Origin of the sequence: Parasynechococcus marenigrum WH 8102 (genome assembly GCF_000195975.1) — a bacterium.
GTDB lineage: Bacteria > Cyanobacteriota > Cyanobacteriia > PCC-6307 > Cyanobiaceae > Parasynechococcus > Parasynechococcus marisnigri.
Genome location: NC_005070.1, coordinates 1,651,302 through 1,676,435 on the forward strand (window position 1 = coordinate 1,651,302; position 25,134 = coordinate 1,676,435).

Below are 25,134 nucleotides of genomic sequence, written 5' to 3' on the forward strand. Positions count from 1 at the left end.
GCTCGGAACCAAAGGTTCGAAGGATCAGCGTCCTTCGAAAACCACGAAGCATGCACCCTGGCTCTGGGTGTAAGCGTCATAACCGACGATGCGCACGTGGTGGTCGGGGTATGCGCGGTGGCAAGCCTCGAGCTCACTGACGACAACGTTCAGATCCTTCTCACCGAAGAAGGGGAGCTTCCAATACGACCAGTAGGTGGCCATGGAGTTGCTGGGATGGACGTGCTCAACGAGCGGGCTCCAACCCTGGGCAATGATGTACGCGATCTGGTCGTAGATCTCGTCCTGGGTCATCGGCGGGAGGAAGCCGAAGGTCTCCAGGGTGGCGACTGTTTGGTAGTCACCCACGGTGCTCTGGAAAGGCATAGGGATCCTGGGTTTAAGAAAAAGGGTTGGCCGGTTACATCAACCGGCCGAAGAAACGATCAGTTCTGAACGTCGAGCTTGTCGACGGTGTCGAACTCGAACTTGATCTCCTTCCAGGTCTCGAGAGCGATGGCCAGCTCAGGGCTGTGCTTACCGGCTTCCATGAGGATGTCCCGGCTTTCCTTCTCGATCTCGCGACCGGCATTGCGTGCCTTGACGCAGGCCTCGAGGGCCACACGGTTGGCAGCAGCACCTGCAGCGGAGCCCCAGGGGTGACCGTGGGTACCACCACCGAACTGCAGCACGGAGTCGTCACCGAAGATGGCGACAAGTGCGGGCATGTGCCAGACGTGGATACCGCCGGAAGCAACGGCGAACACGCCAGGCATGGAACCCCAGTCCTGATCGAAGAAGTTGCCGCGGCTGCGGTCTTCGGGCACGAAGGATTCGCGCAGCTGGTCGATGTAGCCGAGGGTGGTCTGACGATCACCTTCCAGCTTTCCGACCACGGTGCCGGTGTGGAGCTGGTCACCACCGGACAGACGCAGACACTTGGCGAGAACGCGGAAGTGGATGCCGTGCTTGGGATGACGGTCGATCACCGCGTGCATGGCGCGGTGGATGTGCAGCAACATGCCGTTCTTACGGCACCACTTCGACAGACCGGTGTTGGCCGTGAAGCCACCGGTGATGAAGTCGTGCATGATGATCGGCATGCCGAGTTCCTTGGCGAACTCAGCGCGCTCATACATCTCCTCGGGAGTGTTGGCGGTCACGTTGAGGTAGTGACCCTTGCGCTCGCCGGTCTCCTGCTCGGACAGCTTGATGGCTTCCGCAACGAATTCGAAGCGGTTCTGCCAACGCTGGAAGGGCTGCGAGTTGATGTTCTCGTCGTCCTTGGTGAAGTCCAGACCGCCGCGCAGGCATTCATAGACCACACGGCCGTAGTTCTTACCGCTCAGGCCGAGCTTCGGCTTGATGGTGCAACCCAGCAGGGGACGGCCGTACTTGTTCATCCGGTCGCGCTCGACCTGGATGCCGTTCGGCGGGCCGTAGCAGCTCTTGATGAACGCCATCGGGAAGCGGATGTCTTCCAGACGGAGGTGGCGCAGGGCCTTGAAACCGAACACGTTGCCGACCAGGGAGGTCAGAACGTTGGTGATTGAACCCTCTTCGAACAGGTCGAGGGGGTAGGCGATGAAGGCATAGAACGACTCCTTGTCACCAGGGACGTCTTCGATGCGGTAGCAACGGCCCTTGTAGAAGTCGAGGTCGGTGAGGAGCTCGGACCACACAGTGGACCAGGTGCCGGTGGAGGATTCAGCAGCCACAGCAGCGGCGACTTCTTCCTTGGGCACACCTTCCTGGCCGGTGCACTTGAAGCAGGCCAGCAGGTCGGTGTCGAGGGGAACGTAATCAGGAGTCCAGTAAGTGTCCCTGTACTCCTTGACCCCAGCGTCGTACTTCTTGCTCATGGGAAAACTCCGTTAGGTCGGTGAAGGGGGGATGAGACATTCGCGTGCCTCGTCAGAGGCTCAGCGGAAGATCTCAGTCCTTCTGACCGAGGAAGTTGCCGTTGCCCAGTGCAGGCTCCACTTCGCGGTGGGGGCGGGCAATGATGTGAGCAGCCACGAGGCCGTCGCCGACGCGCTCGCAGGCATCAGCGCCAGCGCGCACAGCAGCGTTCACAGCGCCGGTTTCGCCGCGCACCAAAACGGTGACGTAGCCGCCGCCGACGAACTCACGACCGATCAGGCGCACTTCGGCAGCCTTGGTCATGGCATCAGCTGCCTCGATGGCGGGGACCAGACCGCGGGTCTCGATCATGCCGAGGGCGATGCCCATGGTTTCGTTAGCCATTGCCTACCGGGAAAAAAGGTGGAATGTTCGCTCGGGACATTGGTCCGCCAGATCCCTTCCCGTCAAGCAATTGGGCACACTCCCGAGATCACTGTCCATAGTGAACCTGATAAGCCCGGCTTATCACCCTGTCTCTCACTGTTCCGCACTGCTGTGGTGGTTCCTGTGATCACATCCGCACAAGGCGTTGCCGCGACAAGCGTTGATGCATAGGTTCACGAAAACGAATGGTCCTGACGCCATTGGCTGAGGGGTGGCATGTTCAACCCATGCCATTCGGTTCTGACGTTGACCGAAAGATTTCTACCCCTAAACCCCACAATGGTGAGCCTTTCTGTGCTCTCCGTTCGTTGCAACGTCTGACCATTGCCACCGGCAACCCCATTAAGGTTTCTGAGATAGAAGCCATGCTTGGACCGTTGCCTCTCGAGGTCCAGCGTCAACCCAGTGATCTGGAAGTAGACGAGACCGGAGAGACCTATCTGGAGAACGCTTCTCTCAAAGCAAGCGCTGCTGCGTTGCGCACCAACGAATGGGCCCTGGCGGATGATTCCGGCTTGGAAGTGGATGCCTTGCACGGTGCCCCGGGTTTGTTTTCCGCCCGTTACGCCAGCGGCAACGACACCAAAATTCAGCGCCTTCTGGAGGAACTCAACAGTTCCCCCTACCGGAGTGCGTGTTTCCGCAGCACGATGGTGATCAGCGATCCTTCCGGCACCTGTGTGGCCTCAGCCGAAGGGGTCTGCTGGGGTGAACTGCTGTTGAAACCGGCCTATGCAGGCGGTGGCTTCGAATCGCTGTTGTGGGTGCGGGAAGCCCGTTGCACCTACGGGGAGCTCAACGCATCCCAACTCACCCGTCTGGGTAGCCGTGGCAAAGCAGCACGCGCCCTGGCACCGGATCTGCGACGCCTGCTGAACTTGAACTGAGATTCAGCGAAACGTGGAGCGTCGGTTGACGGTTTCGATGGCCCGCATGGCAGCAGCAGCAGCCTCCTCCACATCCCCTTCACGTCCTGCAAGGGTGAGCCTGCCAAAGGCACCGACGGCTTTCACGTCCACCAGGGTGATGTTGGACGCTTTTTCCGCTTCATTCGCCGCAATCAACACGTAGCCAGCGGGCTCGGTTTCGAGGATGAACATGCTCATGCCGGCCTCGATCATGGAGCCACGGCGGTTCTGGCGGTTGATCAACACCGCATGGTCCGGGGTGATCGCCCGGATCACCTCCGTCCAACTCACATCTGCGGGGGAACGCTGCTCGATCGTGCTGCCGATGGCTTCCAGCACCACATCACCGGAATGGAGCACCGTGCTCTGGTCACGGTGATACAGCGCCATCGATCCGAAAGCACGTTCCACCACCATCTGGCCAAGGCGCACATCACTCGCCTTCAGGGCGATATCAGTCACGCGGTGAACCGCCATGCCCGGCGACACCTCCATCCACAGACAGGCATCGCCCGGAATGGGCAGAAATCCTTGGCTCACCGAACCCATGTAAGCCGCCAATTGAGGCTGCAATGAGTCGATGAACACATGGGTGCGCAGCTCGATCGACTGCACATGGCTGTTCTGGCGTTGCAACCTGGGGGATTCGGAATCCGTGGTCACAACACAACTCGCACCTCCCTGGGGAGGTTTTACCTCAGTGCCGGTCACGAGAGCGCTTCCACCACGCCGCCGCTCCCGGGCCTCGAAGCTGGCGAAACGGGTCATGGCGGGGAGTGTACCGGATGAATTCCGTGTTTTCTGCTGTGATCACAGGCGCGGGAAGCGGTCTTGCGTGCCGAAGCGCAGCCGATACCGTCCGCTTATCAACACTTAGGACTCCGGTGATGAGCGAGCAAACCCCCGTGAATGCCGTTGAGTTGAATGCCGACCAGGCCCTGGGCATGGTCAGTTTCGGCTTGATGCAACGGCTGGCCAAGGATGGGCAAGTGGAATTGCCCTGGCTGGAGACCGCAGTGGACAGCGAGGTCGAACGGGCCCGGCAGCTGCGCCAACGCCTGGAACTCACCGCCCTGGCCATCAACACCGGCGCACCGCTCACCACAGCGGAGGTCACCCTGCTGCTGGGGGCCCGCCCCGGCAGTGAGCAGGTTGAGCGTGGCGGACTGGTGGCGCGCCGCGTCAGCCGCAACGTCTGGCGGCTCAGCAAACTGGAGGGAAGCGATCGTTCCGACCGCTACGACGGCTTCCGCCGTCGCCTCTGATCCCGAAGAGTTTCAGGGGCTGAGCGTCACCAGCCCGCTGCCGAGGTCAGGTTGTGGGCTGATTCCTCGGGACATGGCCGATGGCCGGGCCAACCCTGCTGAAGGAAAGCGGACCGCGGGAGGTGTTCTGCGGTCTCACCTCGATTGTGTGGCTGCACCGGCGCATGCCGGATGCCTTTTTTCTTGTTGTCGGATCACGGACCTGCGCACACCTGATCCAGAGCGCCGCCGGCGTGATGATCTTTGCCGAACCCCGTTTTGGCACCGCCATTCTCAGCGAGCGGGATCTGGCGGGCTTGGCGGACGCCCATGAGGAACTGGACCGTGTGGCCCGGGAACTGCTGCAGCGGCGACCAGAGATCCGCACCCTGTTTTTGGTGGGGTCCTGCCCCAGTGAGGTGATCAAGCTGGACCTCGCCAGGGCGGCAGAGCGGCTCAACGACGAACTGCAGGGCCGTGTGCGGGTGGTGAATTACTCCGGCAGCGGCATCGAAACCACCTTCACCCAAGGCGAGGATGGAGCGCTAGCGGCACTGGTGCCGCTGCTGCCCAGCAGCGCTGAACGGCAGCTGCTGTTGGTGGGCACCCTCGCCGACGCTGTGGAGGATCGCCTGATCCACTTGTTCGGACGCCTGGGGATCGACAGGGTCCGCAGCCTGCCGCCGCGCCAGTCGACCGCGTTGCCACCGGTTGGCCCCGGAACCACCGTGCTGCTAACCCAGCCGTTCCTCACCGACACGGCCCGCCTGCTGCGCAACCGCGGCGCCACGGTGCTCACCGCCCCCTTCCCGCTGGGAGCTGAGGGCAGTCGACGCTGGATGGAGGCGGCCGCCCAAGCCTTCGAGGTGGCACCCAGCCACGTGGCAACTGTGCTGGATCCCCTGATGGAGCGGGCGCGCATTGCCCTGGAACCCCATCGGGAGGTGCTGGCAGGCAAGCGCATCTTCCTGTTGCCCGAATCACAGCTGGAGCTTCCCCTGGCCCGTTTTCTGCAGCGGGAATGCGGCATGGAGCTGGTGGAAGTGGGCACGCCCTACCTGAACCGCGAACAGATGGCCGAGGAGCTGGCCCTGCTGCCTGAGGGCACCCCCGTCATGGAGGGACAGCACGTGGAGCTGCAGCTCGACCGGGTGCGTGACAGCGCTCCGGATCTGGTGGTCTGCGGCATGGGGCTGGCCAATCCGCTGGAGGCCGAGGGCATCGCCACCAAGTGGTCGATCGAGCTGGTGTTCAGCCCGATTCACGGCATCGACCAGGCCGGAGACCTGGCGGAACTCTTCTCCAGGCCATTGCGGCGCCGCCAACTGATTCACCCCGGGCTTCATCCCACCCAACCCGACCAACCTGTGCACGCCTGACGCCATGGATCTCACGCTTTGGACCTACGAAGGACCACCCCATGTGGGGGCTATGCGCATCGCCGCTTCCATGCAAGGGGTGCACTATGTGTTGCATGCACCGCAGGGCGACACCTACGCCGACCTGCTATTCACGATGATCGAGCGGCGCGGCCAGCGCCCTCCGGTGACTTACACCACCTTTCAAGCCCGGGACCTGGGGGGCGACACGGCCGAGCTGGTGAAGCGCCATGTGCGGGAAGCGGTGGACCGCTTCCAACCCGATGCACTGCTGGTGGGGGAAAGCTGCACGGCTGAACTGATCCAGGACCAACCCGGTGCCTTGGCGCAGGGCATGGGGCTGACCATGCCGGTAGTGAGCCTTGAATTGCCGGCTTACAGCAAAAAGGAGAACTGGGGCGCCGCAGAAACTCTCTATCAGTTGGTGCGGGGTCTGCTGAAACAACAGGTGCCGGCTGAGCCGAAGCATGATCCCAAGCGCTGGCAACAACAGGGGCGTCGACCACGGGTGAATCTGCTAGGTCCTTCCTTACTCGGGTTCCGCTGCCGCGATGACGTGCTGGAGGTGCAGACGCTGCTCACGATGCACGGCATCGATGTGGCGGTCGTCGCCCCCCTGGGAGCTGGCGTAGAGGACGTGCACCGTCTGCCGGAGGCCGACCTGAACATCTGCCTCTACCCGGAGGTGGCTGAATCCACCTGCCTCTGGCTGGAACGCAACTTCGGCATGCCCTTCAGCCGCACGGTGCCGATCGGTGTCGGCGCCACCCACGACTTCCTGGTTGAAGTGCACACCGCTCTGGGACTGGAACCACCCTCGCCGCAGGAGGGTTATCGCCGCTCACGCCTGCCTTGGTATTCCGAATCCGTTGACTCCACTTACCTCACCGGCAAGCGGGTGTTCATCTTTGGCGATGGCAGCCATGCCATCGCCGCCGCCCGCATCTGCAGTGAGGAACTGGGCTTTCAGGTGGTGGGGCTGGGCACCTACAGCCGCGAGATGGCTCGGCCGGTGAGGGCCGCTGCGAAGGGCCTGGGGCTGGAGGCCCTGATCTGCGACGACTATCTAGCGGTGGAGGCGGCCATGGCCGAAGCGGCACCTGAACTGGTGCTGGGCACCCAGATGGAACGCCACAGCGCCAAACGGCTGGGGATTCCCTGCGCGGTGATCAGCACGCCGATGCATGTTCAGGACGTGCCAGCCCGGATGAGCCCGCAGATGGGCTGGGAAGGGGCGAATGTGATCTTCGACAGCTGGGTGCACCCGCTGATGATGGGTCTGGAGGAGCACCTGATCGGCATGTTCCGCCACGATTTCGAATTCGTGGACGGTCATCAGAGCCATCTGGGCCATGCCGGTGGATCCGGAGCGTCCCAGGAGAGCGCGTTAAGCGACGTTCCCGAGGCTGACGAGGGCTACGTGGTGTGGACCGCTGATGGCGAGGCGGAACTGAAGAAGATCCCCTTTTTCGTGCGCGGGAAAGTCCGCCGCAATGCCGAGGCCTATGCCCGACAAGTGGGCTGCCGGGAAATCAGCAGCGAGACGCTTTATGACGCCAAAGCCCACTTCAAGGCATGAGCATTTGCACTCATTTCTTTTTATTTAATTGAAAGAAATTCTGTTACCGAAGCTCAGCTAGAAACCAGATCTTTCATTTCTTAGTGAAAACCAACCACGGCACATCTGCTGCTGTTGAATGAATCTGTCTCCTCTTGTGAAGGTCGCTGAATGACCACGACCCTGACGCGTCCCACGGACGGCGAAGGCAGTGTGCAGGTCCACCAGGACCCTGGCCTCAACATTCAGGAGGAAACCCTGGTGATCGCCGTTTACGGCAAGGGAGGCATCGGTAAATCCACCACCTCCTCCAACCTTTCGGCTGCCTTCTCAAAGCTAGGCAAGCGGGTGCTGCAAATCGGCTGCGACCCCAAGCACGACAGCACCTTCACGCTCACCCACAAGATGGTGCCGACGGTGATCGACATCCTTGAGGAAGTCGACTTCCACAGCGAGGAGCTGCGTCCGGAAGACTTCGTCTTCACCGGCTTCAACGGTGTGCAGTGCGTCGAAAGTGGCGGCCCACCGGCAGGGACCGGCTGTGGCGGCTATGTGACCGGGCAGACCGTGAAGTTGCTGAAAGAGCATCACCTGCTGGAAGACACCGATGTGGTGATCTTCGATGTGTTGGGTGATGTGGTGTGTGGTGGCTTTGCCGCCCCACTGCAACACGCCAATTACTGCCTGATCGTCACGGCCAACGATTTCGATTCGATCTTCGCGATGAATCGCATTGTCCAGGCGATTCAGGCCAAAGCCAAGAACTACAAGGTGCGGCTTGGGGGTGTCGTGGCCAATCGCTCGGCGGACACCGATCAGATCGACAAGTTCAACGAACGCACCGGCCTGCGCACCATGGCCCACTTCAAGGATGTGGATGCGATTCGTCGCTCACGGCTCAAGAAGTGCACCATCTTCGAGATGGATGACGAAGACGAAGCCGTTCAGGCTGTGCGCAGTGAGTATCTGCGGCTGGCCCAGAACATGCTCGACAAGGTGGAGCCCCTCGAAGCCACATCCTTGAAGGATCGGGAGATCTTCGACCTGCTCGGCTTCGACTGATCAGAGGCCGACCAGCTGCATCGACAGGTCCCAGACCCGTCGAGCGGTGTCCGGGTCGGTGGCCTTGTCCGACAGCTCCTGGCTGAACTGCTGGCCATCCTTCTTCTGGCGGTTGCCCCAGCTCCAATGGACGCCGGATTCGGCGAAGTCTGGATGGGCCACCACATCCGCCACCCGTTCTCCAGCTAAGGCCTGGGAGACGTAACCGCCGGTGATGTTCTTCTGGAACCAGGGAAAAATCGTCTGGAACGCCTTGGGAGTGTTGCGGAACAACGGCGTGTCGGCCACACAGCCCGGGTAGAGCGAGGTGAAGGTGATCCCCGACTCTCCGTGCAGGCGGCGGTGCAGCTCCTGGGTGGAGATCATGTTGCAGAGCTTGCTGTCTTTGTAGGCCTTGCCGGGCTTGAACGGCTTGCCGCTGGCCATGGCAACGGGGTATTTGAAACCGGCCTCAAAACCAGAGAGATCCCCCAGATCCGCCGGCGCCGGGATGGGAATCTTGCCCCCAAGTTCCTTGGAATTCGCTGTCACCGTGCCCAGGATTACCACCCGCCTGGAGGGGTGGCTGGAGTTCTGGAGGCGCCCCAACAGCAGCTGCACCAACAGGAAATGGCCGAGGTGGTTGGTGGCCATCGAGATTTCGTAGCCCTGGGGCGAACGCTCCGGCTGCTTCAGCTTTGGTTTGTACACCGCGGCATTGCAAACCACGGCATCCAATCGATCCGGCAAGGCATCAACCGCACGCCGCACGCTGTCGAGATCACCCAGATCCATCAACACATGCTGAAGCCGCTCCTTGGGCAGGTCCATGTCGTCAGCCGCCGCCGCGGCCCGCTGGGGGCTGCGGTTGGCGGTGATCACCGTCCAGCCCCGCTTCACTAGAGCACAGGTGGCATTGAGGCCCACACCTGACGTGGTGCCGGTGATCAGAACGGTGCCGGGCGTGGACATCAAGACGGGACCTGAAAGGCTGCCAGTCTGCCGGTCAGCCTCGGAAACGTTGACCGGTGGTGATGAATCTCAGCGCCAGATCACCCGCAATCGATTGGGTGCGATCCACTGATCCTGCTCGCTGAGAAACCGTTTCGCACCGCCGATGCTGAACAACCGATCAAAGCGATGCTGCAGAGTCTCTAGCTTCTTCGATTCAAGATTCACCACCGCTGCAATCTCGCCATGGCGCTCAAGCCGCTCCTGATAGGCCACAGATAGGCGCGCCACGCTGACGCAACCCACCAGGATCAGCGCAGCCTTGGCGGCCAGAGCGATCAGGCTGCAGTGCAGTTCCTGCCGGTCCAACTGGCGCTGAATCGTTGCAGCACGGTTGGCGGCCGCTTCAGCGGATGGCTGATTCGGGAGCCGGGATGACTTTGTCTTGGACGCCGTCACCACGACTACTCAGATGTCCGCTTGTAACGCAGTGATCAGGCCTCGTAAAGGCTGATAGAGAGACGCAGGGCCAGCACGGCAGCGTGGGCGGCCACCACGAGAGCGACGAATACTTCAGCCGAAGTCAGAGCGGTGGCCATGGGAAAAAAGACACAAGTGATCCCATTGTTCTCCCTCAGCAGGGCTTCAGGCCATCATTCGCAAAGGCCTGTCACACCCGTCGATGGAACCGGTTCAGATCAACGCCGATGCGATCCGGCGTCTCGACCTCACTCCCCTGCAGCCCTGGAGCAGCCAGCCGCTGCCGTCGCTGCTGGAGCAAGGCCCTGCTTTGGAACTGCAGTTCGACTGGCCTCGCGATCCTTCGGATCCCCGGGAACTTGCCGAATGCCCCGAGCCACGGCTCTGGGCCCTACGGGCCGATGCCCGTTTTCCCTGGCTACCGCTGCTGTTGGAGCGCGACCAGGGCAGTTTGATCCGCCATGTGGCCATGGTGGTGCCCCACAGCTTCAACCGCAGTGAGGGATTGCGCTTCGAGCCCCAGGCCCTCGAGCTGTGGATCACCCACCGGCTGATGCAACTGGATGACCTCTGCACCGCCACGCTGGGACGCCCCCAACGGGGCAACCTGTCGCAGATGGCAGCCTCCCTCGGCTATGAGCTTGATGCCGGCTTCTGGACCCTGTTGAGCTGAGCCTCAGACCCACAGCAAATGAAGGGCCCGCCGGCAGCTGTCCACCGCCAGCACGATGGCCAGGCCCCGCAGCAACCGCACCAGCACCACCGCGTCAAACCGATCCAGTCGCCTGGCGGACCATTGCGCGGCCAGGGCCGCCACGCCCCCCAGCACCAGTCCCATCCAGGGCACCCCTCGCCCCTCATGCAGGAACTGCAGCGAAGCGGCTGACGCTGAGCAGAACACCGCCACGGTGCTGAGGCGCACCGCCCGATGAATGGGAACCCCCAGGGGTCCGTTCATCAGCGGCACCATCACCAGGCCACCGCCAAGGCCGAGCATTCCTGCGGTCCACCCGGCAATGCAGCCCACCCCCGCCAACAACCCCACCTGGCCGCCGGTCTCCTCGTCCTCGCCGGGTGTTGCCTCCTCCTCCCGCACGCGTACGGCAAAGGCCAGCACCACGTAGATCAACGTCTGCATCGCCAGCAGCAGCCAGCCGCTCACCACGCCGGCCAGACCGCCGAACAACAGCGCTGAACCAAAGGCGGACAGTCCAATGGCCAGACCGGTTCGAACCGGCAGCGATCCACTGCGCAGGTGGGACACCAGGCCCGCCAGGGCCGTGGGAACGATGGCAAAGCTGCTGGTGGCCAAAGCCTGATGGGGCGGAAGATCCAACCAGAGCAGCAGGGGCGCGAAGATCAAACCACCTCCGATGCCCAGCAGGCCGGCCAACCCGCCGGCCAGCAGGCCAAGGCCGATCAGCAGGGGGATGTCCCACCAGGGCAGCACGTCATCGCTCGCTCACGATCTCCAGCATGCCGACCGCCCGATCCCCTGGCCGACTCATTCCCAACCGGATCGCGGATGGCCCGACCCAGATGGCCATCGATGCGCTGCTGCTGGCCCAGGCCACGGAGGTTCCGGTGCTGCGCTTCTACCGCTGGGACGGACCTTGGCTGTCCCTGGGCCGCCATCAGCGCCACTGGCCCCAGCACTGGGAGCAACTGGCGCGGGAGGGTCGCCTTCGCATGGTGCGTCGGCCCAGTGGCGGCCAGGCCGTGCTCCACGCAGGGGGGCTCACCTACGCACTGATCTGGCCTTCGGCCCCACGCCGACGCAAGCAGGCTTACCGCGAGGCCTGCCAATGGTTGATCGATGGCTTCAGCCAACTTGGTCTGCCGTTGCAGTTCGGGGACGATCCCGCCCTTGGCAGCGGCAACAATTGCTTCGCCAGCTCCACCGCTGCAGATCTCGTGGACCGTGCCGGCGTGAAACGCATCGGCAGTGCCCAGTGCTGGCAGCACGGACGTCTGCTGCAGCACGGCGAAATCCTGCTGGACCCTCCGCCGACGCTCTGGCAGGCGGTATTCGGCGAAGCCGCCCCGCCTGCGGCAGCGGCAAAGCTCAACCGGCTGACCCTGGATCAACAGCTAATCAACGCCATGGCGATGGCCTGGCCTGATGTGGCCTGGGAGGAGATGCCCCTCAGCGACGACGAACATGCTCAGGTGGAGGGGCGTTTGCGGTCCGTTTGTTCGGAATTTGCGGGCATCGACGCAACGATCTGAGGCAGCATCACCAGTCCCATCGGGTAGCTGTTGTGGCGTCGGGCCTCATCGAGGATCGGAGCGGGAAGGCGCACCCCTAATCGCTTCAGCACCGCTTCACCGATGTCCATGCGATCCAGCGTGCCGGCAGGGAGCCCTGCTGGGCTGAGCACCAGCACGCGTCCCTGTTGAGAGGCCTCCACAGCCTTGATCGCTTGCCAGATGGGCGCGTTGTCGGCAATGGAAGGAAGGGAGTCGAGGGGGCGGAGATGGTCGCCGACGGTCTGCCGATCCCATTGCTGAACCGGCAGATCCCGCAGGGGCTGGTCATCCACCCAGCCCAGCCAATGGGGGCCACGGCAGATCAGCACCCAATCCGCTCCACGCTTGGCCTCGTCGTCCTGCAGCCGCAGCTGACTGAGCTTTCGCAGGGGTTGATCCGATTCGATCACCCTGAAGCGGCGACTGGCGGCATCAGCCACCTTCAGGTCCTGAAGCACCTGTTGCAACACCAACATCTGGGACTGACTGCGATTCGCTCCCAGGCCGAACCAACCGATCAGCATCAACATCACACCGTTGAAGCCGCCGCCCTGCAGCAGCAGCAGGCCACCCATCACGATCAACAGGGTGGCCAGGGCACGGCCAGACGCCGCGGCCACCTGCATGCCCCGCTTCTGACTGCCGCTGAACTGCCACACCAGCGCCTTCAGTATCAACCCGCCGTCCAAGGGCAAACCGGGCAGCAGATTGAACAACCCAAGCATCAGATTGAGCAGACCGAGCTGGGTGCAAAGCAGCGTGAGCAGGGGGCTGACAGCACCGGCCGGCACCGCTGCAAGCAACAGGCCGAGGGCCAGCAGCAGGCTGACCAGCGGACCAGCGGCGGCAATCCGCAGACTGCCCATGGCCGTGGCGCACTCCTTCTCCACTCGGGCGATGCCCCCCAGGTGAAACAGCGTGATGCTGAGTACCTTCACCCCTTCGCGGACAGCCATCACGGCATGGCCGAGTTCGTGCAGCAGCACCGACAGAAACAGCATGAGTGCTGTAGCCAACCCGAGTCCCCAACTCACCAGCATCGGAACTGCTGGAGTGACCTCACTCGCATAACGCCCCTGAAAGAGCGTGGTGAAGATGGCCAGGGCAAACAACCAGCTGGGCTGGATCCGCAGCGGAACGCCCCGAAAGGTCAACAGGGTCCAGCCTTCTCCCACCGCTGCTCCATGGTGTCGCTGCCCCAGTAGGGCGTGTCCACCATGATCCTAAGGAGATCAGCCAGCAGGATCTTGCGCGATCAATCCACCGCTCCAGCCGTGAAGATCTGCGGCCTCACCGACACCGAACAGGCGCTGGCGATCGCTGCCATGGGTGCAGATGCCATCGGTGTGATCGGCGTGGCAGGAACTCCCCGTTACCTCGAAGACAGCCCTCGTCGGGGCCTGTTCAGCCAACTGCAGCTGCACTTTCCTTCGCTCCAACGGGTTTGGGTTGTGGCGGACCCATCGAACGCGATGCTCGATGCATCACTGCAGGGCGAGGGCACCCCAACGGTGATCCAGCTGCATGGCCAGGAACCCCCCGCGCAGTGCCAGGCGTTGCGACAACGCCACCCCGAGATCACCGTCTGGAAGGCCCTGAGATTGCGCAGCCAGGACGACCTCCATGCCGTGAAGGGCTATGTGCAATCAGTCGATGGCCTGTTGCTAGATGCCTGGAGTCCGGATCAGCTGGGGGGCACGGGCCATCGGCTCCCCCTCGACTGGCTGGCGGAAACCACATTGCCGCTGCCTTGGTGGTTGGCCGGTGGCATCAGTGCGGAATGGATCCCGGAGCTGCTTGACCGCGTCACACCCGATGGCCTCGATGCCTCAAGCCGACTTGAGGTGCGCCCCGGCTGGAAGGACCTCGAGAAGGTGAACGCTCTGCTGTCGGCAGTTCGAGCCTGACGATCAGGTGCTGAGCAGCGCCTCCTGCTGACGCACCAGTTCGAAGAATTCCTGCTTCAGGCTCGGGTCGTGGCGGAAATCGCCCCGCACCACGGAATTCACCATGCTGGTTTGCGGCTCTTTCACACCGCGCCACTTCATGCAGTAGTGCTGGGCCTTGATGATGATGCCGAGACCCTGGGGCTCACAGAGCTTTTCGATCTCATCGGCCAGGATCATCACCGCCTCTTCCTGGATGTGGGGGCGTGAGAAGACCCAGTCCGCCACGCGCGTGAACTTGGACAGTCCGATCACCCGGACACCGGGTTTGATGCCGATCCAGCAATTGCCCATGATGGGCACCAGGTGATGAGAACAGGCCGAACGCACCGTGATCGGGCCAACGGTGTAGATCTCATCCAGCTTCTTGACGTTGGGGAAACTGGCCACCTTCGGTTGGTGGTGGTAGCGGCCTTTGAACACCTCATGGAGATACATCCGAGCCACACGCTCGGCGGTTTCATGGGTGTTGTGATCGTTGTCGATATCGATCACCAACGTGCGCAACAGGTCGCGGACTTTGTCCGCAACCTCAACCTCCAGCGCTCTCAGTTCACCGGGTTCGATGTGCTCAGCAATATTGTCGTTGGCGAGGAACGACACCCCTGCGGCCTGAAGCCGCTCGCGGATCCGGCTCGACACCTCGGCACTAAGACGAGGCTGGCCGTTGCCGTTGGAGATGCCATTGCTGGCGCCGTTGGTCACGAAAGGGACGGTGGTGGTCATGGCTATTCGTTCAGAAGGCGCCGGCAGCCGGCATGAGGGTTAAATCTTCGATCACCTGGTTGACGGGTTGTTCGGCCAGGTTCACCAAAGCCTCCGCTGCCTGGTCGACGGAGAGCATGGCACGACGATCGAAATCGCTTTGTACGGTTTCCGTGTCCCACAGGGGGGTGTTAACGGCACCGAGGGTGAGGGTGCAGGCGCGGATTCCATGGGCTCGCTCCTCTTCCGCCAGACAACGGGTGAAGCTGGCCAGAGCCGCTTTGCTGACGCAATACGCCCCCCATTGCGGGAAGGCATTGCGAGCGGCGTGGCTGTTGACGTTGATTACCAAACCTCCAGTAGCGCGCATGGCAGGAACCACGGCCGCACAAACCTGCATGACGCTGGTGACATTCAGCTGCATCAACCACTGCCAACGCTCCAACGGCATGGCCAGCAAATCTCCCTTATAAGCAGCACCTGCGTTGTTGATCAACACCGCAGGAGGAGAGCCCTGCTCCAGAAGGCCTGTCAGCGCTGGCTGAATGGCGTGGGGATCGGTCAGGTCAATGGAGCGGACATCCACCTGAATACCCATCGGCAGCAATTCAGCCGCCAATTGCTCAAGTTGATCGCCACTGCGGGCAACAATCTTGAGATCCCAACCCTTGCGGGCTAACAGTTCAGCAGTTCGGCGGCCAATGCCACGACTTGCACCCGTAATCAGAGCCGTTGGCAAGCGCTGTTTGCAAACCGTGACAGATTAATCGATTTTGCCAGGATTCTGTGAATTTCCTTCAACAAAGCGCCCCATCGCACGGAATTTTCGATAACGACCCTCTTTTAACTCACGTTCCGACAGGGCCAACAGCTCACCGAGATGCCGCTCCAGTGCAGCCCGCAGGGTCTGACCTGCCTCCAGAGGGGCCCAGTTGTTTCCGCCGGACGGCTCCTCAAGAACCTCATCCACCACACCGAGCTCCAAGAGGTCGACACCGGTGATGCGCAGCGCCGTGGCCGCATCAGGTGCCTTGGCCGCATCCCGCCAGAGGATCGAGGCACACGCTTCAGGACTGGCCACGGTGTAGACGCTGTGCTCGAACATCAGCAAGCGGTCGGCTACGCCGATACCAAGGGCTCCGCCGGAACCACCCTCACCGATCACTGTGGCGATCACAGGGACCCGCAGCCGGAACATCTCGCGCAGATTGACGGCGATGGCTTCACCCTGCCCCTGCTCCTCCGCCTGCAGCCCTGCATAGGCCCCCGGAGTGTCGATAAAACTCAGGATCGGTAGTCGGAATCGATCGGCATGCTCCATCAGACGCATAGCCTTGCGATACCCCCCTGGGGTGGCCATGCCGAAGTTCCGGGCAACGTTCTCCTTGGTGTCGCGTCCCTTCTGATGGCCGATCAACAGCACCGGCTGATCACCGAGACGCCCAACACCGCCCACCAGGGCCTGATCATCGTTGCCGCGTCGATCACCATGCAATTCAATCCAGTCGTCACAGAACATCTGGATGAAATCCAGGGTGCTGGGACGATGGGGGTGACGGGCCACCTGGATCTTCTGGGCCGGCGTTAGCCCCTGGAAAATCTCCTGACGACGGCGTGCCGCCAGAGACTCCAGCTGATGGAGCTGCTGACTGACATCCACCTCGGAATCCCTGGCGAGCTGGCGGATCTGTTCGATCTGCTGCTCCAGCTCCACCAGAGGCTTCTCGAATTCGAGTAGGGGGCGGCGAGGCATGGCGTTGGTATCAGGCGGCGGCGGCCTGGGCAGAGGGGTTGAGGTTCAGCGTGGAAAAACCATGGCGCACCGAAGCAGCTCCGATGAAGTCCATCTTCTCCAGGGTGATGTTGTTTCGCCCCCAGCTGAAATTCGTATGACAGCGCTCGAACTCCAGCAGCATGGCCTCAGCGAAGCAGGCAAACATCTGCCGTTGTGGCTTCTCCATTTCGGCGATTTGCATCATCGTCCAGCCGATGTCCTTGCAGAACTCAACGATTCCTCCTTTGAGGACATGAATGCCGCCACCGGCAACTTTGGTGTCGAGGTTTTTCGGATAGCCGCCGTCGATCATCAGGCAGGGCTTGCGCAAGCTGGCCTGATCGATCTCCAGGGTGCGCGGCATGCTCGCCACCCACACCACCACATCCGCCTCGGGCAGGGCCTCATCCAGGGTGAGGATTCGTCCGCCGCCGATCTGCGCCTGAAGGTCCAGCAACGGCTGCTGCTGGCGGGCTACCAGCAACAGCTCTCCAACACCGGTGCGCGCTGACAGCCAACGGCACACGGCACTGCCGATGTCTCCAGTGGCACCCACCACAGCCACCTTGGCGGTTTTCAGGTCGATGCCGAGTGTTGGTGCGTTGTTCTCCACCTGACGGCAGATCACCCAGGCGGTGTGGGTGTTGCCGGTTGTGAAGCGCTGCCACTCCAGCGTTGTGCTGCGCACCGTCTGGTGCTGCAGCAGGTTGAAATTCTCAAAAATGATCGAGGTGAAGCCACCGAGGGCGGTGATATTGATCCCCTTCTTCTGCGCCAGCTCCATGGCATTCAGAACCTTGCGCCGCGCCGTTTTGAACCGGCTCAGCATTTCCGGAACGAAACAGGAATCGATGTAGGCACCTTTGATCGTGGTCCCAGTGGGACTGGAGATCTCCACGTGTTCCACCAGCTGCGGTGGTGCGCTGCACCACACATCGAGATCTCCATCAGCGATGTGATCGAAACCCAGTTCCATCGCTTTGCGACGGGCTGCATCGAAGCTCGTTGAATGCCCGATCAGACCAAACATGCACCCGCTCTAAACACGCCGCTAATGACGACCCGATCGTCCATGCTCCCACGGCACGGCAGGATTCAGATCAGGTTCCTGTGGACAAACCGGCGGAAGGGGTCTGATTGACCTCAGACCGCAAGGGCTGCAGCAGCCATCCGGGCAATGTCTCTGGAGGTGAATCCGATCTCCCCGAGAGCTTCCTGATAGGCGATGAGGAAATCTTCGATCAGGTCTTCCTTCTCCATGTGCAGCACTGCAGCATCGGACGCAACCTCTTCCAGCATTGAGCGGATCAAGGGGAGGTTGGCTTTGTTGGCCTCGAACAGCTCATCCTTGCTGGCTTCAAAATTGGCCTTGAGCCATTCCTGGCCGTAATTCAGATGGGTGTATTCGTCCTTCACCACACCCTCTGTGATCTTGCGAGCAAAGGGATCGGCTACGGGGATGTAGATGTGATAAGCCGAAATCGCAAAGGCTTCGATCAGCAGGGCCTGGATCAGCAGGCAGGTCACCACTTTGCCCTCCTTCAATGCGGCCTGGAAGTTCCCGTGCAGGGGCTCGAAGAATTTCTTGGCGAACACCATGTCCGCCTCGACCCCCAGGTTGCGGCCGCAGGAGGTGAAGCCTTTCATGTGCTTCATTTCCATCCGCGCCAGCTTCGCCAGTTCGTCCTTCTGATCAGGGATCAAGCTGCCGAGGGAGATGTAATTGTCGTGGGCTTCCTGCTCGCCCTCGATCACGATGGCGTTGATGCGGCTGTAGGCATCCTTGTAAGCCTCAGTAGTGAAATCAGGCAGCGCGTCCAGGCCCTCCACCACAGCTGCCTCGGGTGCGTTGAGGGTCGTCATAGGACGTGGTCCACCACTTTCAGTGCGACTGAGAATAACCAGGACCCCACAATCTTGGTAAGGGAAGCGTTCTCAGTTCAGGACGCAGAGGTCCTGTCGGCAGCCTTTTCAACCGCTGGCCAGTCGCTTGTCAACAACGCCTGGAATCGCGCGGTCCAATGCACCACCAGGCGCTGTTCCAAGGCCTGTCCAAGCTCAGCTGAAGCAGCACCGCTGTCTCCAATCACACCGCTGCGACTGAGATCCTGCATCAACCAGGCCGAAGGAGCGGCCCCTTCCAAACTCCAACCGCTGGGGGGAACAGGACAGCCGTCTACACCAGGCAAACCGTCTTTCGGGCGCTGATCACCGACCAGTTCAGGGGCCTGATGCAGCATCAATGATGTCTCCGCCAAACCGGCGTGCAGACCATTCTCCAACTCATCTGCAGGGAGCAGATCAGCGAGCCCTTCCACTCCACTCCAGAGGAAACAAGGCAGCACAGCCATCGCCGGACAGCGTTGCCGCAGCTCCCGGGCCGCGACCTGCAGCAAGGCGATCTGCCCACCGTGGGCGTTGAACAGCACCAGGCGACGCCATCCCATGCCAGCCAGCTGCTCGCCCAGTTGCACGACCAAGGCGATCAGCAGGTCCGAGGACAAACTGAGAGTGCCTGGAAATGATTGGTGTTCCGGTGAAAAGCCGATGACCTGGGTCGGCAATCTCCAGATCGGCAGTTCAGGATTGAGCTCTGCCAGAACGGCTTCAGCAATCCGTTCAGCAAACAGGGCATCGGTGACAAGGGGGAGATGGGGACCGTGCTGCTCACAGGCACCAAACGGCCAGATCAAAGTTGATCCATCGCCATGGGCCCTCTCCTGGATCTCAGGCCAGGCGAGCTGGTCAAAGCGACGCCGATGGCCCGTCATCGAAACTCGTGTTGCATCGTTCCCAGACCTGTCCCTCCCTGTCAGAATGGTCGATCGACGACCTCCTGTTCATGGCCGCAGCTGGCAGTTCGCAGCCCAATCGCCCCAAGGCACCGCGAGCGGCTGCGACCCCACCGCTCCAGGTGATGAAGATCAACCGCAAGGAGGAGCAGGAACAGCTGCAACGCGAGGCCGCAGAAGCTCGCGCGGCAGCCGAAGCAGCAGCCGAAAAGGCACGCCTGCTGGAGGAGCGGGCGGGATTAACGGGTCCACCCCGAGCGGCCGAGGCCGATGACGATCGCTTCGACATGGGTGCCATGGAGGGGATGACCATGGCGGATCTGATGGGATCCCCTGATAAGGCACCCCGCCGCCAGGACGACAACAAACCCCGCAGCGTTGACGACTTCGACTTCGACGAAGAAGCCTTCCTGGCCGCCCTGGATGAGAACGCTCCCGTGGGCACCACGGGAGATGTGGTGCAAGGCACCGTGATCGGGCTTGAAAGCGATGGGATCTACGTGGATATCGGCGGCAAAGCGCCGGGATTCATGCCCAAAAGCGAGGCCGGCCTGGGGGTGATCACCAACCTTGGTGAGCGGTTCCCCAAAGGACTGCAGGTCGAGGTGCTGGTCACCCGCGAACAGAACGCCGATGGCATGGTCACCATCAGCTGCAGGGCCCTCGAACTGCGCAAGAGCTGGGACAAGGTCAAGGAACTCGAGAAACACGGCAAGGTGGTGCAGGTGATCGTCAACGGGTTCAACCGTGGCGGTGTGACCTGCGATCTCGAGGGCCTGCGGGGGTTCATTCCCCGATCCCAGCTGCAGGAGGGCGACAACCACCAGGAGCTAGTGGGCAAGACCCTCGGGGTGGCCTTCATCGAGGTCAACTCGGAAACCCGCAAGCTGGTGCTGTCGCAGAAACGTGCTGCGGTGGCTGCCCGTTTCCAGGAACTGGAGGTTGGCCAGTTGGTAGAGGGCGTGGTTGCCGCGGTGAAGCCCTATGGGTTGTTCATCGACTTGGGGGGTATTAGCGGCCTGCTGCACCAGTCCTCCATCACCAATGGCAGCCTGCGGTCCATCCGCGAAGTGTTCGATCAGGGCGACCGTGTTCAAGCGCTGATCACGGAGCTGGATCCTGGCCGTGGCCGCATCGGATTGAATACTGCGCTGCTGGAGGGTCCTCCCGGCGAATTGCTGATTGAAAAAGACAAGGTGATGGCAGAGGCCAGTGATCGGGCCAGCCGCGCCCAGAGCATGCTCAAACAACGGGAACAGGACGCCGGATGAACGCCACGCAAACGGTCGGCGCCGACTGGGAACTGGATTTCTATTCCAGGCCGATTCTTGAAGCCGACGGGCGCAAACGCTGGGAGCTGCTGGTCACCGCGACCCCCGCGGCAGATGCAACAGAGATCCCCTTCCGTTTTTCCAAATGCTGCCCATCGGGGGAGGTCAATTCCCTCTGGTTATCGGCTGCCCTCGGCGAAGCCCGGCAATGCGCGCTGGAGGCAGGCTGGCCAGCACCCCGACGCCTGCGCTGCTGGCGCAGCTCCATGCGAACGATGGTTCAGCGGGCTGCCACTGAGCTGGATCTGGAAATGATCGCCAGCCGCCGCACCTATGCGCTGCTGGAGTGGTTGCAACACCGCGAGCAAGAGGTCTATCCCCAGGAGGAAGGCTTCATGGCAGGCCCTCTGGCCCCACCGCCCGCACCTGTCGCTACCCCGCCGGTGCCGCTGCCTGAAGAGGTGCAGGGCGATGCCTGGTCCTGGGCATCCCTGCCGGCGGATCTTCTGGGTGACGCGTCGGACTGGCCCACCAGCTTCAGCGGCCTGCTGCCCCTCCCTGCCGGCCTGGACAGCAACCAGCCGGTGCCGGGGCTGCGTCTGTTCAGCAACAGCCGCGCCCTGGCGGTGGCCGGCTGGCTGGGGGGTCTTGAGCCCGTGCGGCTGCTGGTGGAGGGTCGTCAGCTCGTGCTCGAAGCAGGGCAGGACGACCGTTGGTTAGTAAGTGATCTGGATTCAGCGGCGGCTGAGGCCATCGCTGGGGAGCTGGCGCAATCCAAAGAACGCGGCAAAGGGCTTCAATTCATCGCGATCCAAACCAGCCCCGAGGAGCAAGCCTTCGCGGGCTTCTGGATGATGCGTGACATCGCCACCCTCTAGGCCAGCCATGCCGATGGAAGGCCACGATCCTTTCGATCGACCGGACAACAGCTTCAACACCCTGCAGGGCTGGACCTGGATTGGCTGCTACGGCGGCTATTACCTGCAATGCGATGGTCTCGACGCTGCAGGCTTTGAACACGGGTTCTTCACGCGCCGCTGGCAGGGTCGAGGCCCCGACGAACTGGCCGGTTACATCAGTGCTGGAATCAGCGTCCATCGTCTCCAGCAGATCCACAGTGGAAACGTTCTGAAGGCCAGCGAAGCCCGTCAGGAGCCCTGGCCCGAGGCCGACGGCCTGGTGAGTGATAGCGGCAGCCAGAGCCTCTGGGTCTGCGGTGCCGACTGCACGCCGGTTCTGATCGCCGATCGCGGCACCGGCCATGCCGCGGCCTGTCATGCCGGCTGGCGTGGGGTGGCCGCGGGGATCTTGCCGGAGGCCGTGCGACTTCTGGAGCAACGCGGTGCACGGCGAGACGATCTTATGGTGGCCCTGGGGCCAGCGGTGAGCGGGGCGAACTACCAAGTGGGCCCTGAGGTGGTGGCGGCCATCGCCCAGGGGCTCGACATCCGCACTGATGCCAAATCAGCACTTGAAGACGCCGGGGCGTTGCTGCCGGATTCAGAACCGCAGCGCCATCGGCTGGACATCCGCCGCGCCGCGGCCCTGCAGTTGCAGCGCATCGGTTTGACATCAGCACAGATCAGCCACTGCCCGCTCTGCACCGTCAGCGAACCGGAGCTGTTTCACTCCTGGCGGCGGGATCAGGTGAAAGCGGTGCAGTGGAGCGTGATTATAAGTCAGGTCGCTGACTTGGACGAAGCCGCCAGCAGCTGAGCGGCCATCGCTTCCGCCGCCCGGATCCCGTCAATGCCAGCCGAAAGGATGCCTCCGGCATAGCCCGCTCCTTCACCGGCTGGAATCAGACCACGGGTGTTGAGCGACTCAAGCTGGCCATCTCTGGGGATGCGCACGGGAGACGACGTCCGGGTTTCCACCGCCGTGAGCACGGCATCGGGATGGTCATAGCCCCGTAAACGGCGGGCAAACTGCGGCAGTGCTTCGCGCAGGGCATTGAGGATCGGTTCCGGCAGCACCGGAGCCAGGTCTGTCGGCGTGATGCCGGGCTGATACGACGCTGCAATCGTGCCCAGCGTTGTGGACGGGCAACCGGCCAGAAAATCCTCCAGACGTTGCGCCGGGGCGGCATAGGTCCCACCCCCACTGCGGAAGGCCCGCTGCTCCAGATCCCGCTGCAGCGCAATCCCCGCCAGGGGATCACCCGGATGCCGTTCGTAGGGCTGCAGATCCTCGGGTTCGAGGGTCACCACCAAGCCGCTGTTGGCATTGCGCTCATTGCGGGAGTGCTGGCTCATGCCGTTGGTCACCACCCGCCCCTCCTCCGAGGTGGCCCCCACCACAAAACCGCCAGGACACATGCAGAAGCTGTAGACGCAGCGGCCATTGCTGGCGTGATGAACAAGCTTGTATTCCGCCGCGCCAAGCCGCGGATGACCCGCCATCGCTCCCCAGCGGGCCTGATCGATCAAGGGTTGCGGGTGCTCGATCCGCACACCAACCGAAAACGGTTTGCGCTCCAACTGCACCCCCACCTGATCGAGCATGGCGAAACAGTCCCGGGCCGAATGACCGGGCGCCAGCACGAGGTGACGGCAGGGCAGTTGCTGACCATCGGCCAGCAGAAGCGCCTTCAAGCTGAAGGGCTTCTCGCCGCCGCTGGGCTCGAGCAACAGGCGGTCCACCCGGCAACCAAAGCGCACCTCACCCCCCAAGGCTTCGATGCGCGAACGCAGGCCACGCACCACGGTGGCCAACTTGAAGGTGCCGATATGCGGCCGATGCACCGTGAGGATTTCGGCGTTAGCACCGCAAGCCACCAACTCCTTAAGCACCTTGCGTCCGTAGTGCTCGGGATCGCTCACCTGGCTGTAGAGCTTGCCGTCGGAAAAGGTACCGGCCCCCCCCTCCCCGAACTGGGCATTGGATTCCGGATCAAGGGCCTGCTGCCCCCGCCAGAAGGCGAAGGTCTGCTGGGTCCGTTGCTTCACCGGCTGCCCACGCTCCAGCAGCAAGGGCTTAAACCCCATTTGCGCCAGCAGCAACGCAGCGAAATAGCCACAGGGGCCGGCACCAACCACCACGGGGCGTGCCTCCAGGCCCGGCGGCGCCTGCGCCACCATCCGGTAGCGGGTATCCGGTGCCTGTTTCAGCGGGAGACCGGGCCGGCGGCGCTTCATCAACGCCTGCTCATGGCGGACCAGCACATCAACGCTGTAAATCAGCTGGATGCGATCACGGCGGCGGGCATCGATGCTGCGCTTGACCAGTCGCTGCTCCAGCAATTGATCTGGCGGAATCTTCAAACGACGCAGTACGGCCTGCGTGAGCTCCTCCTCGGTGTGATCCAGCGGCAGCTTCAGCTCAGCCAGTCGCAGCATCAGCCCGCTTGCCATCTGCCTTCATTGGATCAGATGGCGTCTCCATGAGCAGCCCTGCAGCGGCCTGACCCGACGGCGTCATGCCACCGCGCAAACGGAAATCACTGGCCGCCGCCTTCAGCCGCAGCGACTCGCCCCGCTGTCGCTGACGCAGGGCGGAGCAGAGATCGACCGCGTCCTGATCAGGACTGACCCAACCCATCGGATCCGGGAGACCCTCATCCGACATCGGCAGCGGCGCCGCTTCGACCAGCGCCAGCACCCGCGCCGTGTCGTAGCCCGCTGCGGCGAGCAGGTCTGGGGTATGCCCCCAGCGGCGATTGAACGCCTCGGCAAAGGCCAACCAATCCTCACCACGGGCCGGATGTTCCAAACCGAGTTGCTGCCAGGGCACCTGCGGCAGATCCCGCAGCGTGGACGAATCGGACAGATACACCCAGTTGGGCGTCCAGGGAGCGCCACCACCGAATGCACCATCACGCTGCTCCCGCCGCAGGCGGGTGGCCAGAGGCCCGTCGGGTTGATCGGCCACCACCACCGTGCCGACCCATGACCAGGTCATGTCCTTGCGTAAACGATCAAGCCGTTGACCATCCGTTGGATCCACCTGCTGCACCGGGGTGGGTTCGTAGCTCTCCACCAGACCGCCGGATGCCTCGTAGTGATCGACGAAGGCCATCGACAGGGTGGCCTCCAACGCACTCGGATCCGCCACCACCATGGCCCTGTCCCAACCGGCCTTGAGGGTGGCTTCCACCGTGGCCTTGACGTCCTCCTGAATCGAGGGGACCAATGGCCAGAGCTTGTCTCGCCCCTTCAAACCTCGGAGGGTGTCAATCGACTCACCGCGCTGATAAGGGAGCAGAACACTGAGGCCGTGCTGCTGAGACAGGTCACTGAAGGCGCGCAGGTCAGCGGAGGGTGGCGCCACCACAAGATGCTGATCGCTGACAAGCGGCAGTTGCTCCAGCGGAGATTGATCAGGCCGGAGCGCTATCCAGCGGACCGCGGGCACCGGATGGTCGCAGGCCCTCACCGTCGCTTCACCAACGGCGTAGCCCTGCAGAAAGCGGTCGCGCAGGGTGGCGTCACCCGAGGAGGACGGCAGCATCACCACAAGCCGCTGCCGCGGTAAGGCACTGGAGACCATGGCCTGGCAGCCAATGGCCGCAGCGACAACACAAGACCAGGCGCACCAGGAACGCGGTGCCGAGCTCGACATGAAACGG

Annotated in this window: 28 protein-coding genes; 11 read left to right on the forward strand and 17 right to left on the reverse strand. The window is 62.5% G+C overall.

The window, feature by feature from the left end; all coding sequences use genetic code 11:
• Positions 1-24: 24 nt before the first annotated feature.
• From TX72_RS08655 to csoS1, 3 genes are all read right to left on the reverse strand, one after another.
• Positions 25-366 (reverse strand): ribulose bisphosphate carboxylase small subunit, encoded by a 342-nt coding sequence (locus tag TX72_RS08655; RefSeq protein WP_006043651.1) that lies wholly within the window; start codon positions 364-366, stop codon positions 25-27.
• 59 nt (positions 367-425) lie between these two features.
• The gene (locus tag TX72_RS08660) at positions 426-1,841 is read right to left on the reverse strand and encodes a form I ribulose bisphosphate carboxylase large subunit (protein ID WP_011128579.1); all 1,416 of its coding nucleotides are present in this window, start codon (positions 1,839-1,841) and stop codon (positions 426-428) included.
• Positions 1,842-1,914: 73 nt separating this feature from the next.
• A complete protein-coding gene (gene csoS1 / locus TX72_RS08665; RefSeq protein WP_006169870.1) occupies positions 1,915-2,226 on the reverse strand; it encodes an alpha-carboxysome major shell protein CsoS1 in 312 nt (103 codons plus the stop codon).
• Positions 2,227-2,576: 350 nt separating this feature from the next.
• Between csoS1 and TX72_RS08670 the strand changes: the two genes are divergently transcribed.
• A complete protein-coding gene (locus TX72_RS08670; protein ID WP_011128580.1) occupies positions 2,577-3,155 on the forward strand; it encodes a non-canonical purine NTP pyrophosphatase in 579 nt (192 codons plus the stop codon).
• Positions 3,156-3,158: 3 nt separating this feature from the next.
• Here the strand turns inward: TX72_RS08670 and TX72_RS08675 are convergent, their stop codons facing one another.
• The gene (locus tag TX72_RS08675) at positions 3,159-3,944 is read right to left on the reverse strand and encodes a BMC domain-containing protein (protein ID WP_011128581.1); all 786 of its coding nucleotides are present in this window, start codon (positions 3,942-3,944) and stop codon (positions 3,159-3,161) included.
• A 119-nt stretch (positions 3,945-4,063) separates the two neighbouring features.
• Here TX72_RS08675 and TX72_RS08680 point away from each other — a divergent pair, with 119 nt between their 5' ends.
• The 4 genes from TX72_RS08680 to bchL all read left to right on the forward strand — a co-directional run bounded on the left by TX72_RS08680 (position 4,064) and on the right by bchL (position 8,419).
• The gene (locus TX72_RS08680) at positions 4,064-4,441 is read left to right on the forward strand and encodes a DUF8679 domain-containing protein (RefSeq protein WP_042503745.1); all 378 of its coding nucleotides are present in this window, start codon (positions 4,064-4,066) and stop codon (positions 4,439-4,441) included.
• Between the two features lie 80 nt (positions 4,442-4,521).
• A complete protein-coding gene (locus TX72_RS08685) occupies positions 4,522-5,799 on the forward strand; it encodes a ferredoxin:protochlorophyllide reductase (ATP-dependent) subunit N (protein WP_011128583.1) in 1,278 nt (425 codons plus the stop codon).
• A 4-nt stretch (positions 5,800-5,803) separates the two neighbouring features.
• A complete protein-coding gene (locus TX72_RS08690; RefSeq protein WP_011128584.1) occupies positions 5,804-7,378 on the forward strand; it encodes a ferredoxin:protochlorophyllide reductase (ATP-dependent) subunit B in 1,575 nt (524 codons plus the stop codon).
• 150 nt (positions 7,379-7,528) lie between these two features.
• Positions 7,529-8,419 carry a ferredoxin:protochlorophyllide reductase (ATP-dependent) iron-sulfur ATP-binding protein gene (gene bchL / locus TX72_RS08695; RefSeq protein ID WP_011128585.1) on the forward strand — a complete coding sequence of 297 codons (891 nt, stop codon included), beginning with the start codon at positions 7,529-7,531 and terminating at the stop codon, positions 8,417-8,419.
• On the opposite strand, the gene TX72_RS08700 is transcribed toward bchL, so the two are convergent.
• From TX72_RS08700 to psaM, 3 genes are all read right to left on the reverse strand, one after another.
• Complete coding sequence (locus TX72_RS08700) at positions 8,420-9,370, reverse strand: protochlorophyllide reductase (RefSeq protein ID WP_011128586.1); 951 nt, start codon at positions 9,368-9,370, stop codon at positions 8,420-8,422.
• Between the two features lie 69 nt (positions 9,371-9,439).
• Positions 9,440-9,811: a hypothetical protein gene (locus TX72_RS08705; RefSeq protein WP_011128587.1), complete on the reverse strand. Its 372-nt coding sequence runs from the start codon at positions 9,809-9,811 to the stop codon at positions 9,440-9,442.
• Between the two features lie 32 nt (positions 9,812-9,843).
• Complete coding sequence (psaM, locus tag TX72_RS08710) at positions 9,844-9,948, reverse strand: photosystem I reaction center subunit XII (RefSeq protein ID WP_011128588.1); 105 nt, start codon at positions 9,946-9,948, stop codon at positions 9,844-9,846.
• An 83-nt stretch (positions 9,949-10,031) separates the two neighbouring features.
• Between psaM and TX72_RS08715 the strand changes: the two genes are divergently transcribed.
• Positions 10,032-10,502: a CRR6 family NdhI maturation factor gene (locus TX72_RS08715; RefSeq protein ID WP_011128589.1), complete on the forward strand. Its 471-nt coding sequence runs from the start codon at positions 10,032-10,034 to the stop codon at positions 10,500-10,502.
• Positions 10,503-10,505: 3 nt separating this feature from the next.
• On the opposite strand, the gene TX72_RS08720 is transcribed toward TX72_RS08715, so the two are convergent.
• Positions 10,506-11,279, reverse strand: a complete 774-nt coding sequence (locus tag TX72_RS08720) for a sulfite exporter TauE/SafE family protein (RefSeq protein WP_011128590.1) — start codon at positions 11,277-11,279, stop codon at positions 10,506-10,508.
• Positions 11,280-11,305: 26 nt separating this feature from the next.
• Here TX72_RS08720 and TX72_RS08725 point away from each other — a divergent pair, with 26 nt between their 5' ends.
• A complete protein-coding gene (locus TX72_RS08725; RefSeq protein WP_011128591.1) occupies positions 11,306-12,058 on the forward strand; it encodes a lipoate--protein ligase family protein in 753 nt (250 codons plus the stop codon).
• Here the strand turns inward: TX72_RS08725 and TX72_RS08730 are convergent.
• Positions 11,995-13,254, reverse strand: a complete 1,260-nt coding sequence (locus tag TX72_RS08730) for a M50 family metallopeptidase (protein ID WP_011128592.1) — start codon at positions 13,252-13,254, stop codon at positions 11,995-11,997. The two genes, TX72_RS08725 and TX72_RS08730, sit on opposite strands and share 64 nt — an antisense overlap.
• 42 nt (positions 13,255-13,296) lie before the next feature.
• Here TX72_RS08730 and TX72_RS08735 point away from each other — a divergent pair, with 42 nt between their 5' ends.
• Entirely contained in the window at positions 13,297-13,986 is a 690-nt protein-coding gene (locus TX72_RS08735) for a phosphoribosylanthranilate isomerase (protein WP_011128593.1), read from the forward strand.
• 3 nt (positions 13,987-13,989) lie between these two features.
• Here the strand turns inward: TX72_RS08735 and folE are convergent, their stop codons facing one another.
• The 6 genes from folE to TX72_RS08765 all read right to left on the reverse strand — a co-directional run bounded on the left by folE (position 13,990) and on the right by TX72_RS08765 (position 19,275).
• Positions 13,990-14,751, reverse strand: a complete 762-nt coding sequence (folE, locus tag TX72_RS08740; protein ID WP_011128594.1) for a GTP cyclohydrolase I — start codon at positions 14,749-14,751, stop codon at positions 13,990-13,992.
• 10 nt (positions 14,752-14,761) lie between these two features.
• Positions 14,762-15,469 (reverse strand): SDR family oxidoreductase, encoded by a 708-nt coding sequence (locus tag TX72_RS08745; RefSeq protein WP_011128595.1) that lies wholly within the window; start codon positions 15,467-15,469, stop codon positions 14,762-14,764.
• Positions 15,470-15,493: 24 nt separating this feature from the next.
• Positions 15,494-16,483 (reverse strand): acetyl-CoA carboxylase carboxyltransferase subunit alpha, encoded by a 990-nt coding sequence (locus TX72_RS08750; protein ID WP_011128596.1) that lies wholly within the window; start codon positions 16,481-16,483, stop codon positions 15,494-15,496.
• A 10-nt stretch (positions 16,484-16,493) separates the two neighbouring features.
• Positions 16,494-17,534, reverse strand: a complete 1,041-nt coding sequence (locus TX72_RS08755) for a long-chain acyl-[acyl-carrier-protein] reductase (protein ID WP_011128597.1) — start codon at positions 17,532-17,534, stop codon at positions 16,494-16,496.
• A 113-nt stretch (positions 17,535-17,647) separates the two neighbouring features.
• On the reverse strand, positions 17,648-18,367 hold the full coding sequence (locus tag TX72_RS08760; protein WP_011128598.1) for an aldehyde oxygenase (deformylating): 720 nt from the start codon (positions 18,365-18,367) through the stop codon (positions 17,648-17,650).
• A 77-nt stretch (positions 18,368-18,444) separates the two neighbouring features.
• Positions 18,445-19,275, reverse strand: a complete 831-nt coding sequence (locus TX72_RS08765; protein ID WP_011128599.1) for a creatininase family protein — start codon at positions 19,273-19,275, stop codon at positions 18,445-18,447.
• A gap of 71 nt (positions 19,276-19,346) precedes the next feature.
• On the opposite strand from TX72_RS08765, the gene TX72_RS08770 reads away from it, so the two are divergent.
• Genes TX72_RS08770 through pgeF form a run of 3 tightly spaced genes read left to right on the forward strand, consistent with a single transcriptional unit; the run spans position 19,347 to position 22,283 of the window.
• Complete coding sequence (locus TX72_RS08770) at positions 19,347-20,567, forward strand: S1 RNA-binding domain-containing protein (protein ID WP_011128600.1); 1,221 nt, start codon at positions 19,347-19,349, stop codon at positions 20,565-20,567.
• On the forward strand, positions 20,564-21,445 hold the full coding sequence (locus TX72_RS08775; RefSeq protein WP_011128601.1) for a Tab2/Atab2 family RNA-binding protein: 882 nt from the start codon (positions 20,564-20,566) through the stop codon (positions 21,443-21,445). The genes TX72_RS08770 and TX72_RS08775 overlap by 4 nt, the downstream gene beginning before the upstream one ends.
• 7 nt (positions 21,446-21,452) lie before the next feature.
• Complete coding sequence (pgeF, locus tag TX72_RS08780; protein ID WP_011128602.1) at positions 21,453-22,283, forward strand: peptidoglycan editing factor PgeF; 831 nt, start codon at positions 21,453-21,455, stop codon at positions 22,281-22,283.
• On the opposite strand, the gene TX72_RS08785 is transcribed toward pgeF, so the two are convergent.
• Together TX72_RS08785 and TX72_RS08790 are read right to left on the reverse strand one after the other, a co-directional pair.
• Positions 22,247-23,905 carry an NAD(P)/FAD-dependent oxidoreductase gene (locus TX72_RS08785; RefSeq protein ID WP_011128603.1) on the reverse strand — a complete coding sequence of 553 codons (1,659 nt, stop codon included), beginning with the start codon at positions 23,903-23,905 and terminating at the stop codon, positions 22,247-22,249. The two genes, pgeF and TX72_RS08785, sit on opposite strands and share 37 nt — an antisense overlap.
• Positions 23,889-25,127, reverse strand: coding sequence for an ABC transporter substrate-binding protein (locus TX72_RS08790; RefSeq protein ID WP_011128604.1), 1,239 nt, complete (start codon positions 25,125-25,127; stop codon positions 23,889-23,891). The genes TX72_RS08785 and TX72_RS08790 overlap by 17 nt, the downstream gene beginning before the upstream one ends.
• Positions 25,128-25,134 lie beyond the last annotated feature (7 nt).

What these genes read in the sequence shown, in the direction of transcription:
- TX72_RS08735 (WP_011128593.1), top strand. Translation starts at nt 13,297, where the DNA reads ATGATCCTAAGGAGATCAGCCAGCAGGATCTTGCGCGATCAATCCACC.
- TX72_RS08765 (WP_011128599.1), bottom strand. Translation starts at nt 19,275, where the DNA reads ATGACGGGCCATCGGCGTCGCTTTGACCAGCTCGCCTGGCCTGAGATC.
- TX72_RS08775 (WP_011128601.1), top strand. Translation starts at nt 20,564, where the DNA reads ATGAACGCCACGCAAACGGTCGGCGCCGACTGGGAACTGGATTTCTAT.
- folE (WP_011128594.1), bottom strand. Translation starts at nt 14,751, where the DNA reads ATGACCACCACCGTCCCTTTCGTGACCAACGGCGCCAGCAATGGCATC.
- TX72_RS08755 (WP_011128597.1), bottom strand. Translation starts at nt 17,534, where the DNA reads ATGTTTGGTCTGATCGGGCATTCAACGAGCTTCGATGCAGCCCGTCGC.
- TX72_RS08700 (WP_011128586.1), bottom strand. Translation starts at nt 9,370, where the DNA reads ATGTCCACGCCCGGCACCGTTCTGATCACCGGCACCACGTCAGGTGTG.
- TX72_RS08680 (WP_042503745.1), top strand. Translation starts at nt 4,064, where the DNA reads ATGAGCGAGCAAACCCCCGTGAATGCCGTTGAGTTGAATGCCGACCAG.
- TX72_RS08725 (WP_011128591.1), top strand. Translation starts at nt 11,306, where the DNA reads ATGCCGACCGCCCGATCCCCTGGCCGACTCATTCCCAACCGGATCGCG.
- TX72_RS08660 (WP_011128579.1), bottom strand. Translation starts at nt 1,841, where the DNA reads ATGAGCAAGAAGTACGACGCTGGGGTCAAGGAGTACAGGGACACTTAC.
- TX72_RS08750 (WP_011128596.1), bottom strand. Translation starts at nt 16,483, where the DNA reads ATGCCTCGCCGCCCCCTACTCGAATTCGAGAAGCCTCTGGTGGAGCTG.
- bchL (WP_011128585.1), top strand. Translation starts at nt 7,529, where the DNA reads ATGACCACGACCCTGACGCGTCCCACGGACGGCGAAGGCAGTGTGCAG.
- TX72_RS08785 (WP_011128603.1), bottom strand. Translation starts at nt 23,905, where the DNA reads ATGCTGCGACTGGCTGAGCTGAAGCTGCCGCTGGATCACACCGAGGAG.
- psaM (WP_011128588.1), bottom strand. Translation starts at nt 9,948, where the DNA reads ATGGCCACCGCTCTGACTTCGGCTGAAGTATTCGTCGCTCTCGTGGTG.
- TX72_RS08690 (WP_011128584.1), top strand. Translation starts at nt 5,804, where the DNA reads ATGGATCTCACGCTTTGGACCTACGAAGGACCACCCCATGTGGGGGCT.
- csoS1 (WP_006169870.1), bottom strand. Translation starts at nt 2,226, where the DNA reads ATGGCTAACGAAACCATGGGCATCGCCCTCGGCATGATCGAGACCCGC.
- TX72_RS08770 (WP_011128600.1), top strand. Translation starts at nt 19,347, where the DNA reads ATGGCCGCAGCTGGCAGTTCGCAGCCCAATCGCCCCAAGGCACCGCGA.
- TX72_RS08675 (WP_011128581.1), bottom strand. Translation starts at nt 3,944, where the DNA reads ATGACCCGTTTCGCCAGCTTCGAGGCCCGGGAGCGGCGGCGTGGTGGA.
- TX72_RS08685 (WP_011128583.1), top strand. Translation starts at nt 4,522, where the DNA reads ATGGCCGGGCCAACCCTGCTGAAGGAAAGCGGACCGCGGGAGGTGTTC.
- TX72_RS08655 (WP_006043651.1), bottom strand. Translation starts at nt 366, where the DNA reads ATGCCTTTCCAGAGCACCGTGGGTGACTACCAAACAGTCGCCACCCTG.
- pgeF (WP_011128602.1), top strand. Translation starts at nt 21,453, where the DNA reads ATGCCGATGGAAGGCCACGATCCTTTCGATCGACCGGACAACAGCTTC.
- TX72_RS08715 (WP_011128589.1), top strand. Translation starts at nt 10,032, where the DNA reads ATGGAACCGGTTCAGATCAACGCCGATGCGATCCGGCGTCTCGACCTC.
- TX72_RS08790 (WP_011128604.1), bottom strand. Translation starts at nt 25,127, where the DNA reads ATGTCGAGCTCGGCACCGCGTTCCTGGTGCGCCTGGTCTTGTGTTGTC.
- TX72_RS08760 (WP_011128598.1), bottom strand. Translation starts at nt 18,367, where the DNA reads ATGACGACCCTCAACGCACCCGAGGCAGCTGTGGTGGAGGGCCTGGAC.